13 protein-coding genes are annotated in these 12,763 nt (G+C 68.9%); 4 read left to right on the forward strand and 9 right to left on the reverse strand.

Annotated elements, in window-relative coordinates:
• The first annotated feature begins 136 nt into the window (after positions 1 to 136).
• Entirely contained in the window at positions 137 to 1,231 is a 1,095-nt protein-coding gene (locus tag ACMGDH_RS03570) for a glycosyltransferase (RefSeq protein WP_436826538.1), read from the forward strand.
• On the opposite strand, the gene ACMGDH_RS03575 is transcribed toward ACMGDH_RS03570, so the two are convergent.
• From ACMGDH_RS03575 to pyrE, 7 genes are all read right to left on the reverse strand, one after another.
• Positions 1,216 to 3,264 carry a TonB-dependent receptor gene (locus tag ACMGDH_RS03575; RefSeq protein ID WP_436826539.1) on the reverse strand — a complete coding sequence of 683 codons (2,049 nt, stop codon included), beginning with the start codon at positions 3,262 to 3,264 and terminating at the stop codon, positions 1,216 to 1,218. The two genes, ACMGDH_RS03570 and ACMGDH_RS03575, sit on opposite strands and share 16 nt — an antisense overlap.
• A complete protein-coding gene (gene maiA, locus ACMGDH_RS03580; RefSeq protein ID WP_436826540.1) occupies positions 3,261 to 3,884 on the reverse strand; it encodes a maleylacetoacetate isomerase in 624 nt (207 codons plus the stop codon). Before maiA ends, ACMGDH_RS03575 begins: the two co-directional genes overlap by 4 nt.
• Positions 3,885 to 3,906: 22 nt before the next feature.
• Positions 3,907 to 5,082 carry an AI-2E family transporter gene (locus ACMGDH_RS03585; RefSeq protein ID WP_436826541.1) on the reverse strand — a complete coding sequence of 392 codons (1,176 nt, stop codon included), beginning with the start codon at positions 5,080 to 5,082 and terminating at the stop codon, positions 3,907 to 3,909.
• The gene (gene lepB, locus ACMGDH_RS03590) at positions 5,079 to 5,960 is read right to left on the reverse strand and encodes a signal peptidase I (RefSeq protein WP_436826542.1); all 882 of its coding nucleotides are present in this window, start codon (positions 5,958 to 5,960) and stop codon (positions 5,079 to 5,081) included. The genes ACMGDH_RS03585 and lepB overlap by 4 nt, the downstream gene beginning before the upstream one ends.
• A complete protein-coding gene (gene acpS, locus ACMGDH_RS03595; RefSeq protein ID WP_436826543.1) occupies positions 5,960 to 6,373 on the reverse strand; it encodes a holo-ACP synthase in 414 nt (137 codons plus the stop codon). Before acpS ends, lepB begins: the two co-directional genes overlap by 1 nt.
• Positions 6,374 to 6,521: 148 nt before the next feature.
• Complete coding sequence (locus tag ACMGDH_RS03600; protein WP_436826544.1) at positions 6,522 to 7,250, reverse strand: pyridoxine 5'-phosphate synthase; 729 nt, start codon at positions 7,248 to 7,250, stop codon at positions 6,522 to 6,524.
• Entirely contained in the window at positions 7,247 to 7,828 is a 582-nt protein-coding gene (pyrE, locus tag ACMGDH_RS03605) for an orotate phosphoribosyltransferase (RefSeq protein WP_436826545.1), read from the reverse strand. The genes ACMGDH_RS03600 and pyrE overlap by 4 nt, the downstream gene beginning before the upstream one ends.
• Before the next feature lie 180 nt (positions 7,829 to 8,008).
• On the opposite strand from pyrE, the gene coxB reads away from it, so the two are divergent.
• Entirely contained in the window at positions 8,009 to 9,148 is a 1,140-nt protein-coding gene (coxB, locus tag ACMGDH_RS03610; protein WP_436826546.1) for a cytochrome c oxidase subunit II, read from the forward strand.
• On the forward strand, positions 9,141 to 10,817 hold the full coding sequence (ctaD, locus tag ACMGDH_RS03615; RefSeq protein ID WP_436826547.1) for a cytochrome c oxidase subunit I: 1,677 nt from the start codon (positions 9,141 to 9,143) through the stop codon (positions 10,815 to 10,817). Before coxB ends, ctaD begins: the two co-directional genes overlap by 8 nt.
• Positions 10,818 to 10,928: 111 nt before the next feature.
• Here the strand turns inward: ctaD and ACMGDH_RS03620 are convergent, their stop codons facing one another.
• Both ACMGDH_RS03620 and ACMGDH_RS03625 read right to left on the reverse strand, forming a co-directional pair.
• The gene (locus ACMGDH_RS03620; protein WP_436826548.1) at positions 10,929 to 11,240 is read right to left on the reverse strand and encodes a hypothetical protein; all 312 of its coding nucleotides are present in this window, start codon (positions 11,238 to 11,240) and stop codon (positions 10,929 to 10,931) included.
• Between the two features lie 94 nt (positions 11,241 to 11,334).
• Positions 11,335 to 11,712, reverse strand: a complete 378-nt coding sequence (locus tag ACMGDH_RS03625; RefSeq protein ID WP_436826549.1) for a hypothetical protein — start codon at positions 11,710 to 11,712, stop codon at positions 11,335 to 11,337.
• 135 nt (positions 11,713 to 11,847) lie between these two features.
• Between ACMGDH_RS03625 and ACMGDH_RS03630 the strand changes: the two genes are divergently transcribed.
• Positions 11,848 to 12,753 (forward strand): heme o synthase, encoded by a 906-nt coding sequence (locus ACMGDH_RS03630; protein WP_436826550.1) that lies wholly within the window; start codon positions 11,848 to 11,850, stop codon positions 12,751 to 12,753.
• The last annotated feature ends 10 nt before the right edge of the window (positions 12,754 to 12,763 follow it).

Below are 12,763 nucleotides of genomic sequence, written 5' to 3' on the forward strand. Positions count from 1 at the left end.
GACGCAATCACTACCGCTTCCGCGTCTTTGCCGGTTTCCCGTTGTCCGGCCGCTGTGCGGAGAGACGCGGGTGACAGCAGATTGCGGTTTATTCCGGGGGCGATTTGGGCTTTAGCATGGCAAACCGCAAGGTTCCATGTTGCAACGCAAACAGCCCCGAACCGCCGAACACATCCTCGCCTATGCCCAGACTCTGCGCGGCGGCGGGGTGGAACGCGCGCTCCTGCGACTCGCCGCAGGGTGGCTGCGCGAGGGGCGGCGCGTGTCGCTGGTGCTGGGTTCGGCGGAGGGGCCGCTGGCGGCGGAGCTGCCTCCGGGCATCGAGCGGATCGACCTGCACGATCCACACTACCGCGCGATGCTCGCGCTGCCAGAGCAGGTCCGCACGCTGGCGCCCGACCTCCTGTTCTGTCCCGGCAACCATTATAGCGGCGTGGCTGCCTTCACTCGGCTGCGGTTAGGGCGCGCCTGCCCGCCGCTGGTCGCCAAGGTTTCGAACGCGCTGGTGCGGCCCGAGCTCGGCCCGGTTGCGGCCTGGGGCTATCGGCGCTGGCTGCGGATGCACCCGCGCTTCGTCGATCAGCTCGTTGCCATGACTCCGGCGATGGCGGCGGAGGCCATGGCCGAGACGGGGATGCCCGCGGATCGCGTGAGCGTGATCGCCAATCCGCCCGCGGTGCCGCGACCCGAGGCCTCGCCGGTACAGCTGCCTGTCGGGCGCTACATCGTCGGGGTCGGGCGGCTCGAGCCGCAGAAGCGCTGGGACCGGGCGGTCGCCGCGCTCCCGCTGCTCGCCGATCGTGAGGTATCGCTGCTGATCCTGGGCGAGGGGAGCGAGCGCGCGGCGCTCGAAGCGCAGGTGCATGCGCTGGGCCTTTCGGAGCGCGTCCATATGCCGGGCCATGCCGGCGATCCGTTGCCGGCGATCGCAGGCGCGGCGGTGGCGGTGCTCACTTCGGATTACGAGGGCGTGCCCGGCGTGCTGCGCGAGGCGCTTTCGGTCGGGACTCCGGTGGTCTCGACCGAATCGAGCGTCGCGGTGCGCGAGATCGTCGCAGAGGCGGGTCATGGCACAGTGGTGACGCGCGACGACCAAGCGGGGCTGGTAGCCGCGCTCGATCACTGGCTCGCACCGGGCCGAGCGCGTCCGGAGCCTGTCGCGGCGAGCGGCGATCCGATCGCCGAATATCTCGCGCTGTTCGACCGGCTGGTCGCTCAGCGCAGCCGGTAACGCAGCCCCAGCCAGAGCGTCCGCGGCGTCGCGCGCTCGACCACGCCGGGTCCGCTGATCCCCGCCTCGACGCGTGCGTCCGCCAGATTTTCGGCGCGCAGTTCGGCCACCAGCCCTGCGCCGAGCGGCGCGGCGGCGACGGCATCGAAAGTCACGGCATCGTCGAGGGGGCGGCTGTTCTGGTCGTCCTCGAACTGGGAACCCAAATAGCGCGCGGTGAGCGACAGCCCGGCATCGCCGCGGTGCCATGCCGCGGTGGCGGAGGCCTGGTGCTGCGCGGTCTGGGCCGGCCGCAACCCGTCGAGCGGCGCGGCGATGCCGCTCGCCTCGACGCGGGCGTCGATGAAGGCATAGGAAGCCGAAAGCGCGAAGGGGCCGCGTTCGAAACGTGCATCGAACTCGACGCCGCGCGCCTCGACTGCGTCGATGTTCTCGCGGCGGCGATAGACGCCCGCCGCCGAGACGAAGCCGACGCCGGGGAAGGTGCCGGGGCCGTTGGCGACCGTCACATTGGCGATCGCGTCTTCGAGCCGGTTCCAATAGCCAGTAAGGCGCAGCGTAAGCGGCTCGGCGGGGCGCCAGTCGAGCCCCAGCTCGGCCCCGGTCAGCCGCTCGGGCGCGAGATCGGCATTGGCCGCGGTGGCGTCGGGGCCGACGCGGAAGGGACGGTAGAGCTCGTTGAGCGTGGGCAGCCGCCAGCCGCGATAGCCGGCAGCGCGCAGCGATACCGGTCCGAGTGCGAGCGCCGCACCGAGCCTTCCGGTCGCCTCCCATCCGTTCCGGTCGGCGAAGCGCGTGTCGGTGAGCGCAGCGCCGCCGGCCAGCGGGCGCTCCTCGAGCCTGCCCGAGCCGATCTCCCACCGGTCGAGTCTTCCGCTCGCGTTCAGCGTCAGCGCGCCGGTCTCGGCGCTGAGGTCCGCGAAGCCGCCGAAGGTTGTGCTCGCCCCGCCCGCGACGCGTCGGCGAGTGGGGGCGCCGTTCGCATAGCTGTAAAGCTCCTGCGTCCGCCCCGAGACGCGCCGGACGTCGCCGCCGATGCGCAGCGTCATGACGTCACCCAGCGGCGGCTGGAGCTCGAAGCGCGCGCCGATGCCGGTCGAAGGCACGTTATACTGGTCGAGCGTGGGAGAGGCGGTCGTGCGCGTATCATCGACGCTGGCGAAGCCGCTCGCGAAGGCGCGCGTCTGAACATAGGCGAGCGCCGACCAGTCCCAGCGTCCGCGCCCGACGAGCCGGAGGCTCGCGTCGGCGCCGTCGCTCTTCACCGGCGTATAGTCGACGCCGCGGTCGCGCCGGTCGCGGAAGCCCGACAGGTTCGCCTGAAGCTCGGTCCCGCTGCCGACATCCGCCACCCCCCGCAGGGCAAGGCTCATCTGCTCGTATGGCGCGGGCCGGTCGGCTGGGCCGCGGTCTTCCTCGACGACAGGGGTGAAGCCGTCGCCGCGCGCATATTGGCCAGCAAAGGTCACGAAGCCGCTACCGAGCCGTGCCGCAGCGGTTGCGGCGGTATCGATCGAATCGCGGCTGCCATAGGCCGCACGCAAACCGAGCGCGCCCAGCTCCTCGGGTCCCCCACTGGTTAGCTCCACCGTGCCGGCGAGCGCGCCCGCGCCCCAATAGCCGCTCCCCCCGCCGCGCGTGATCCGCGCCGAGGCCAGCCGGTCGGGCAGATAGGCGGGGAAGGCGACCCAGCCGCCGAACGGATCGGCCTGGGGCACGCCGTCGAGCAGCAGCAGCGCCCGGCTGGAGGCATTGCCGCCGATTCCGCGCAGCGTGATCCCCTGCGCCGTCGGATGCGACGAGCGCGAATCCGAACGGCGAAACTGGGCGAGGCCCGCTGCGTCGCGCAGCACATCCTCCAGCCTTCCGCTGGCGGTATTGGTCAGCCGGTCGCGCTCGATCGTCACCACGTCATAGGCGGCGTCGCCCGGAGGGGCGTCGAGCCCGCGCCCGGTGACGACGATCTCGCGCTGTTCCTGTGCGAGCGCCGGCCCCGCGAGCAGCAGTCCGGCCGCCAGTCCGGCCAGTCTCACTTGGGCGCTACCCGGTCCGGATGCGCCGCCGCGAAGGCTTCGATCTCCTGCGCCGCTGCATCGGCGCGCACCAGCTTCGGGAAAGCATCGAGCGGCACGCCGAAGCGCCGGGCGTTGAACATCTGCGGCACCAGGAACACGTCGGCGATGCCGGGTGCGTCGCCGCCCAGGAACGGGCTGTCCCCGGCCATCGCCTCGAGCGCCGCGAACCCCTCGGCGATCCAGTGGCGCGACCATTCGTCGCGCTTGGCGTCCTCGGCGCCCAGCTCGTTCTTGAGCCAGCGCATCACCCGCAAATTGTTGAGCGGGTGGATGTCAGCGGCGACCACCAGCGCCTGGGCGAGCGCCGCAGCGCGCGCGTCGGGATCGGCGGGGATCAGCCTTGGTTGGGGGTAGCGCGCGTCGAGCCAGTCGATGATCGCCAGACTCTGCGTCAGCACCTTGCCGTCGACTTCGAGCGCCGGGACGAAGCCCTGCGGATTGCGCGCGAGATGCTCGGGCGTGCGCTGCTGGTCCTCGAGCAGCATCACGTCGCGCCGCTCATAGGCGAGTCCCTTGAGATTGAGCGCGATCCGCACGCGATAGGCAGCGGACGAGCGGAAGTAGTCGTAGAGCAACATCGAAGAACCCTCCCGGTGCGGGCTAAAGCTGCGGCGGCGGCAAGGGTTCCCCGGCCGCGGGCGCGCCGGGGCCGAGCGCCTGGCGATGCCCCAGGCGCCAGCTGACGCTGCGGCGCTGGTTCGCCCCGGCGCCGGCGCGGGCGGCGCGCTCGGCCTCGCTCTCCAGCGCGACCTTGATCATCGCCACCATCGGATCGGCGAGCGCCAGCCCCATCACGCCGAACAGGGTGCTCGCGAGGATCTGGGCCGAAAGCGTGAGTGCGGGCGGCAGGTCGACGGTGCGCTTCGCAACGATCGGGATCAGGACATAGCCGTCGAAGGTCTGCACCCCGAAATAGATCGCGATCGCCCACAGACCCTGGTTCACGCCCGCGCTGAACCCCACCGCGACCATCAGCACGCCGCTGACGAACGCGCCGATATTGGGAATGAAGGCGAGGATGCCGGTGATGATCCCGAGCAGCAGCGCCATCGGCACCCCGGCGATCGAAAGCAGGATCCAGGTGAGCACGCCTTCGAAGACCATGCCGAGCAGCCGCCCGGCGAGCAGCACGCGCAGCGTCCGCGCCATCCGCCCGATCGTGACCGAGAACTGGTCGCGCGTCTCGACAGGCACCATCCATTGCAGCCCGCGCTCGTAGATCCGCGGCTCGATCGCGATGAACAGGCCAATCGACATGACCATCAGCAGGCTCGCGCCCGCGCCCAGCACCGATCCTACCGCGGAGGTGAGTCGCCCGATCGATCCCAGCGCCTGCTGGGCGATGCCGGCCAGGTCGGCACGGCCCGGCATCAGCCCAAGGCTGGCGAGCCAGTTCATCACGCGATCGCCCTGGACCGTCAGTGTGGCGCGAAGCTGCTCGACCTGGATCGCGATCTGGACGCCGGCGAGGTAGAAAGTCCCGCCGATGAAGGCGATCACCAGCAGCACCACCAGCAGCAGCCGGATTCCGCGCGGCAGCGGCAGCACGCGGCCCAGCAGCCGCACGCCGCCGTCGAGCATCGATGCGAAGACCAGCGCGCCGAAGATGATCAGCAGCGGCTGGATCAGCAGCACGATCAGGGCAACGCCGATCGCCAGCCCGAACCAGACCGATGCGCGCTTGAGCTCGGCGCGCACCATCGGGTCGCGCAGCTCGTTGGGGCCGGGCTCGTGGACGACGTGAATGCCTTCGGATTCGGGCGAGTTCGCGCTCATCGGGCCTCCCGTTCGGGGTGAAGCGAAGTGCCGGCGCGCCCGGCGCGGAACGACCGCGCCCAGCTCAGCGGGTTCCAGGTGGCGCTGCCGTCGAGCGAAAAGGTGATGAATTCGGCGCGCCCGCCGATATTCTCCCACGGCACCGGTCCGCCGAGCCCGTTGCCCGCCGCCACCGGATAGCGGCTGTCGGCGCTGTTGTCGCGATTGTCGCCCATCAGGAATACCTTGCCTTCGGGCACCTTGATCTCAGGATAGTCATCGCCCGGGCTCCAGCCGCTGTCTACCGTGTCGTAGGAGCGGCCGTTCGGCAGCATCTCGCGGAAGACAGGCAGGCGGCAATAGGCGCGGCCGTCGGGCGCGCGGTAGAGCCGGCGCGGATACTGGATCGGGTCGCAGCGCGTATTGGCATCGACCGGGATCATCCGCTCGCCTGCGCCGCGCCGGGGCACCGCAGTGCCGTTCAGATAGACGATGCCATCCTGCACCGCGATCCGGTCGCCCGGCAGCGCGATCACTCGCTTAATATAGTCGGTGCGCGATCCCGGCGGGGTCACGATCACCACGTCGCCGCGCTCGGGCATCCGGCCGAACAGCCGGCCCGGGATGAACGGCAGTACGTGGAAGGTCGGCGTGACGAAGGAATAGCCATAGGGATATTTGGAGACGACCAGCCGGTCGCCCACCAGCAGCCCGGGCATCATCGATTCGGAGGGGATGTAGAAGGGCTTGGCGACGAAGCTGTGGAAGCCCAGCACCGCGAGCACCAGCCACAGCAGGCCGCGCGCCTCGCCCCACCAGTCGGTGCCCTGGCGCTTGGCCTTGCCCTGCTCCTGCTCGATACCACCTTGCCTCAACGCCAGTTCGTCCGCGGCCGCCATCAATCGTCCTTCCCGACCGCCACTGCCTCGATCATCACCATGGCGAAGGCCCAGGGATGATCGTCGGTCAACGTCAGATGCACCTTGGCGACGTGGCCGGGCGGGGTGATGGCGTCAAGCCGCGCCCTGGCGCCGCCGGTCAGTGCCAGCGTGGGCGCGCCCGAGGGTGCGTTGACGACACCGATGTCCTTCAGGAACACGCCCTGCTTGAAGCCGGTTCCGACCGCCTTGGAAAAAGCCTCCTTGGCGGCGAAGCGCTTCGCTAGCGTCGCGGCATAATTGTGCGGGCGCCGGGCCGCCTTGGCGAGCTCGAGGTCGGTGAAGGCGCGCGCTTCGAACCGCGCGCCGAAACGGTCGAGCGAGGCCTGGATCCGCTCGATGTTGCACAGGTCCGAGCCCAGGCCGAGGATCATGCGATCCTCCCCGGAACGGGGAGGGGGACCATGCGAAGCATGGTGGAGGGGGAGCGCCGCGGCGGAGTCGCTAGGTGGAGAGCCCCCTCCACCACCGCCTTCGGCGGCGGTCCCCCTCCCCGTTCCGGGGAGGATCGGGGAAACACCCTCACCGCGCCTCGTCCATCAGCGCGCGCATGCGCTGCACCACCGGGGCGAGCCCGTCGAAGATTGCCTCGCCGATCAGGAAATGGCCGATGTTGAGCTCCGCGATCTGCGGAATCGCTGCTACGGCCACGACATTGTCGAAGGTCAGCCCATGCCCGGCGTGCGGCTCGAGCCCGGCCTTGGCGGCGAGCGCGGCCGCGTCGGCGATGCGCTTGAGTTCCTCGGCGCGGGCGTCCTCGGTCAGTTCGCAATAGCGGCCGGTGTGGATTTCCACCACCGGCGCTCCCAGCCGCAGCGCGGCGTCGATCTGGCGCTCGTCGGGCTCGATGAACAGCGACACGCGGCTGCCGGCGTCGCGCAGCCGGGCGACGATCGGCGCGAGATGGTTGTGCTGCCCCGCAGCGTCGAGCCCGCCCTCGGTGGTGCGCTCCTCGCGCTTCTCGGGGACGATGCACACGGCGTGCGGACGATGGCGGAGCGCGATCGCCAGCATCTCCTCGGTCGCCGCCATCTCGAGGTTGAGCGGCACGGTCAGCTCGGCGACAAGCCGGGCGATGTCGTCGTCGGTGATGTGGCGCCGGTCCTCGCGCAGATGCGCGGTGATACCGTCGGCCCCAGCTTCTGCCGCGAGCAGCGCGGCGCGCACCGGGTCGGGATAGCCCGATCCGCGCGCGTTGCGCACCGTGGCGACATGGTCGATGTTCACCCCCAGGCGGAGCTTTCCGCTCATGCGAGCGTCCGGCTCCCCGGCTTGATCGCCGGGATCGCCGCCAGCTCGGGCGGGAGCTGGTCGGCGCGATAGGCGGGGATGTCCATCTGGAGCAGCGAGATCAGCGGCACGCCGACATCGGCAGTGCCATTCGAACGATCGACGATGCAAGCAGCGCCGACGAGTTCGCCCGGGTGCTTGCGGATCGCGGCGATGCACTCGCGCGAGGAGAGCCCGGTGGTGACGATGTCCTCCACCATCACCACGCGCGCGCCTGCCGGAATTTCGAAGCTGCGGCGCAGCTGGAACTCGCCATCCTCGCGCTCGACGAACATCGCCTTGCAGCCCAGCGCGCGCGCCGTCTCATAGCCGGGGATGATTCCACCGATCGCCGGCGAGACGACGATGTCGATCGGCCCGAAGCGCTCGCGGATCAGCGCGCCCAGCGCGCCGCAGACGCGCGCAGTGCGCGCTGGATCCTCGAAGATCCGCATCTTCTGGAGGAACAGCGGCGAGCGAAGCCCGGACGAGAGGATGAAATGCCCCTCGAGCAGCGCGCCCGCGTCGCGGAACTCGTCCAGAATCTCGTCGCCGGTCAACGCTTCGCTCCTGTGTGATGAGGCGGAAACCGCTCTTAAGCGCGGTGCCGATCCGCCGCAACCGCGCGCAAAAGGGGTTGAGAATGGACTTGAGCCGCGTATAGGCGCCTGCCATTGGGTAACTTCCTTATCTCACGCCTACGGCGCCTTTCGCGAACAGGGTGATTACAGACGATGCGCATGCTTGGGTTGACTTCGATTGTCCTGGCAGCGGGACTGGCGCTGGCGGCGCCGGGCCACGCCCAGAATGTGGCGGCGCCCGAGGCCGCGCCCGCCGCTGCCGCCGCGCCGCAGCCGGCCGGTGCCGAGGCGACGACGCCCGCGGCAGCCGCAACGCCCGCGGTTGCCGACCCGACGCTCGACGCCAGCGGCCAGCCGTTGCTCAAGGCCGAGCCGGGCGTCGGCTATGCTGCGCCGGGCGGCATCACCATGCTCGATCAGGTGACCCCCACGGGTCGCGAGCTGCACTGGTTCCACAACAAGGTGCTGCTGCCGCTGATCGTCGCCATCTCGCTGTTCGTGCTGGCACTGCTGATCTGGGTGATCATCCGCTATCGCCGCGCCGCCAATCCTGAGCCGTCGCGCACCAGCCACAACACCTTCATCGAGATCGTCTGGACGCTCGTCCCGGTCCTGATCCTGATCGCGATCGCGGTCCCGTCGATCCGTCTGCTCGCCGCGCAGTTCAAGCCGGCGCCGAAGGAAGCGGTGACGCTCAAGGCGATCGGCAATCAGTGGTTCTGGACCTATGAATATCCCGATCACGGCGTCCAGCTGACTTCGAACATGCTCAAGGAGCAGACCGAAGTCGCCGCCGGCCAGCGTTTCCGCACCGATGCGGACGGCCCGCGCCTGCTCGCGGTCGATCAGCGCGTGGTGCTTCCTGTCGGCGTTCCGATCCGGCTCCAGACCACTGCGCAGGACGTGATCCACAGCTGGGCGATCCCCGCCTTCGCGCTCAAGCTCGACGCGGTGCCGGGCAAGATCAACGAGCTGAGCTTCACGATCGAGAAGCCGGGCCTCTATTTCGGCCAGTGCTCGGAGCTTTGCGGCGCACGCCACGCCTATATGCCGATCGCGGTCGAGGCAGTGAGCCCCGAAGTGTTCGCGCAGTGGGTCGCCTCGAAGGGCGGCACGATGCCGGCCGCGGCAGCCGAGCCTGCCGGCGCGCTCGCCAACGACACTGCCGACGACACGGCGAACGGCACGGCCGACGAAGGCGCCCCCACCGTCAACGCCACCGCCGCCCCGGCGGTCACCAACCAGCCTGCGACTCAGAATCCCGCCGGCCTCGGACAAGCGGACCACACGAATGACTGACACCGCCGTTCCCTACGCAGCGCATGGCGAGCATGACCACGCGCACCATGACGCCGATCACAAGCCGGGCTTCTTCGCCCGGTGGTTCATGTCGACGAACCACAAGGACATCGGCACGCTCTATCTGATCTTCGCGATCGTCGCCGGGATCATCGGCGGCGGCATCTCGGGTCTGATGCGCTGGGAGCTCGCCGAGCCGGGCATCCAGCATCTGCAGTGGATGGCCTCGCTGCTCCACGGCGGCGAGCAGAGCTTCGATCAGGCGCTGCACTTCTGGAACGTGCTGATCACTGCGCACGGCCTGATCATGGTGTTCTTCATGGTCATGCCGGCGATGATCGGCGGCTTCGGCAACTGGTTCGTGCCGATCATGATCGGCGCGCCGGACATGGCGTTCCCGCGCATGAACAACATCTCGTTCTGGCTGCTGATCCCGGCCTTCCTGCTGCTGCTCGCCTCGCCCTTCGTGGGCTCGGGCGCCGGCACCGGCTGGACGGTCTATGCGCCGCTCTCGACCTATGGCGAGCCGGGGCCGAGCGTGGATATGGCGATCCTCTCGCTCCACATCGCGGGCGCCAGCTCGATTCTGGGTGCGATCAACTTCATCACCACCATCTTCAACATGCGCGCGCCGGGCATGACCCTGCACAAGATGCCGCTGTTCGTGTGGTCGGTGCTGATCACTGCCTTCCTGCTGCTGCTCGCGCTTCCGGTGCTCGCCGCGGCGATCACGATGCTGCTCACCGATCGCAACTTCGGCACGGCCTTCTACGACGCGGCCGGCGGCGGCGATCCGGTGCTCTACCAGCACCTCTTCTGGTTCTTCGGCCACCCCGAAGTGTACATCATGATCCTGCCGGGCTTCGGCATCGTCAGCCAGATCGTCGCCACCTTCAGCCGCAAGCCGGTGTTCGGCTATCTCGGCATGGCCTATGCCATGGTCGCGATCGGCCTGATCGGTTTCGTCGTCTGGGCGCACCACATGTTCACCACCGGCCTGTCGGTGACGGTGAAGATGTACTTCACTGCGGCGACGATGGTGATCGCGGTGCCCACCGGCGTGAAGATCTTCTCGTGGATCGCCACCATGTGGGGCGGCTCGATCAGCTTCCGCACGCCGATGGTGTGGGCGCTGGGCTTCATCTTCATGTTCACCGTCGGCGGCGTGACCGGCGTCGTGCTCGCCAACGGCGGCGTCGACGATTACATGCACGACACCTATTATGTGGTGGCGCACTTCCACTATGTGCTGTCGCTAGGCGCGGTGTTCGGGCTGTTCGCGGGCTTCTACTACTGGTTCCCGAAGATGTCTGGCCGGATGTACAGCGAAGTGCTGGGCCAGCTGCATTTCTGGGTATTCTTCATCGGCGTGAACGTGCTGTTCTTCCCGCAGCACTTCCTGGGCCTGCAGGGCATGCCGCGCCGCTATCCGGACTATCCGGACGCCTATGCCTATTGGAACCACATTTCGAGCGCCGGCTATGCGATCATGCTGCTCGGCATGGTGTTCTTCTTCGTCAACGTGATCTGGTCGCTGATCGCGGGCAAGAAGGCGGAAGCCAATCCGTGGGGCGAAGGCGCGACGACGCTCGAATGGACGCTGTCGAGCCCGCCGCCGTTCCACCAGTTCGAAACCCTGCCGGTGATCGATGGCGGCAGCCACCACTGAGACCGGCCGCAAGGCTGAACGAAGCGCCCCGGGGGAAACTCCGGGGCGCTTTGCTTTTGGGTACGGCTATGACGCAGGGCGGCGCGTCGTGCCGCCGCCCTGCACCTTCCCTCAGAGACCGAAATCCCAGAGCAGGACGCCCGCGCCGATAAGCGCGGCGATCAGGCCCAGGACCACCAGCAGCCCCTGAAGGGACATTCCGAACTCGCGCCGATGGCTGCGTTTCAGCAAGTCGAACTGCTCGCGCATCCCGGATCGCCCCATCAGCGTTCCGCGCTCGATCAGCGGCCCGCGCGTCAGGAACGCCACCAGCGTATCGCGCTCCTCGTCCGAGACCGCCGGATAGCGCGCCAGCAGGCCCGCCATGTGCTCGATCAGTTCATTGTCCGCCTGCCCCGGCAGGCGGGGGTTTTCGATGTCCATGAGAATATCTCCTTCGGCCGCGCGTGCGGCCGTTGCGCCGCACGGGCGCAGCTTTGGCTCCGCCGGGGAGCCATCCGATCAGCGATTGGGAGAATCAGCCTTGCGGCGGTGCGCGCGGAGCGGTTCCGCCGCGATGATGCGACGGTGCCGCGGCAGGGATCGGCGGCACTGGCTCGACAGGCGCGATCGCGAGCGGACGAACCGCGGCGGTTGCGATGCTGCAGACCGCAGGACCGTCGATCGGAAGCGGCGCCGGCGTCCGCTTGATCGGGATCTGGGCGAATTGCGGCCCCGAAGCCGCCGCGACGCAGACGTTCGCGGTGTCCGCCCGGAAGGTCGAGCCCTGGGGGAAAGCGGGCGCAGCCGAGGCCGGCGCGAGCGCGTGGAGCAGGATCGACGCGAGCAGCGCCAGCGGCAGCACGCGCACGATCCGGCGAGTCGCGAGAAAATCGAGGCGGAGCCGCCGAGTCACGCGGATGCTCCTATCGTGCCCCGGCGGCGCGTGCAAAGGGACCATATATCGCCCGCATCCCTGCGACGAATGCCAAGCCATGCAGATGCTGGGCCTTTTCCCGCACCGCGCACGCGCCTATAGCGCCGCCAAGCCATGACCACGACCACCGCGACTCCGACCACGCTGCCTGCCGACTGGCGGGACTTCCTCGCGCTCACCAAGCCGCGGGTGATGACGCTCGTGGTCTTCACGGCGCTGTGCGGGATGCTCGCGGCGCCGGTGCCGATCCATCCGGTGCTGGGCTTCACGGCGATCCTGTGCATCGCGCTCGGTGCAGGCGCGGCGGGTGCGCTCAACCAATGGTACGAAGCCGATCTCGACGCGAAGATGCGCCGCACCCAGGGCCGGCCGCTCCCGGCGGGCCGGATGGACCGCCAGTCGGCGCTCCATTTCGGAGTCGGGCTGGCCGGTTTCAGCCTCGCGCTCATGTATTTCGCGATCAACCTGACCGCGACGGTGATCCTCACCGTCTCGATCCTCTTCTACGTCTTCGTCTACACGATCTGGCTCAAGCGCCGCACGCCGCAGAACATCGTGATCGGCGGCGCGGCAGGCGCTTTCCCGCCCGTAATCGGCTGGGCCGCGGCGACGGGCGACGTCGTGCTGCTGCCGGTGCTGCTGTTCGCGCTGATCTTCCTGTGGACGCCGCCGCACTTCTGGGCGCTCGCGCTGTTCGTGAAGACCGATTACGCCAATGCCGGGGTGCCGATGCTGCCGGTGGTGGCGGGCGAGCGCGTCACGCGCCACCAGATCGGGCTCTACACGATTCCGATGGTCCTCGCGACGATCGCGCCCTGGCCGCTGGGCCTCACCGGCGCGATCTACGGAATCGCCGCGATCGCGCTGAGCGGCGTGTTCGCGCTGTTCGCCGCGCAGGTGGCGTTCCGCCGCTCGGCCGAGGACGACCGAATGGTGCCCGAGAAGCGGCTGTTCAAATACTCGATCCTCTATCTCTTCCTCGTTTTCGGCGCGCTGGTCGTCGACCGGTGGCTGGTGTGAACAAGCGTGA

The sequence above is a fragment of the Sphingomonas radicis genome (genome assembly GCF_051400635.1).
Lineage (GTDB): Bacteria > Pseudomonadota > Alphaproteobacteria > Sphingomonadales > Sphingomonadaceae > Sphingomonas.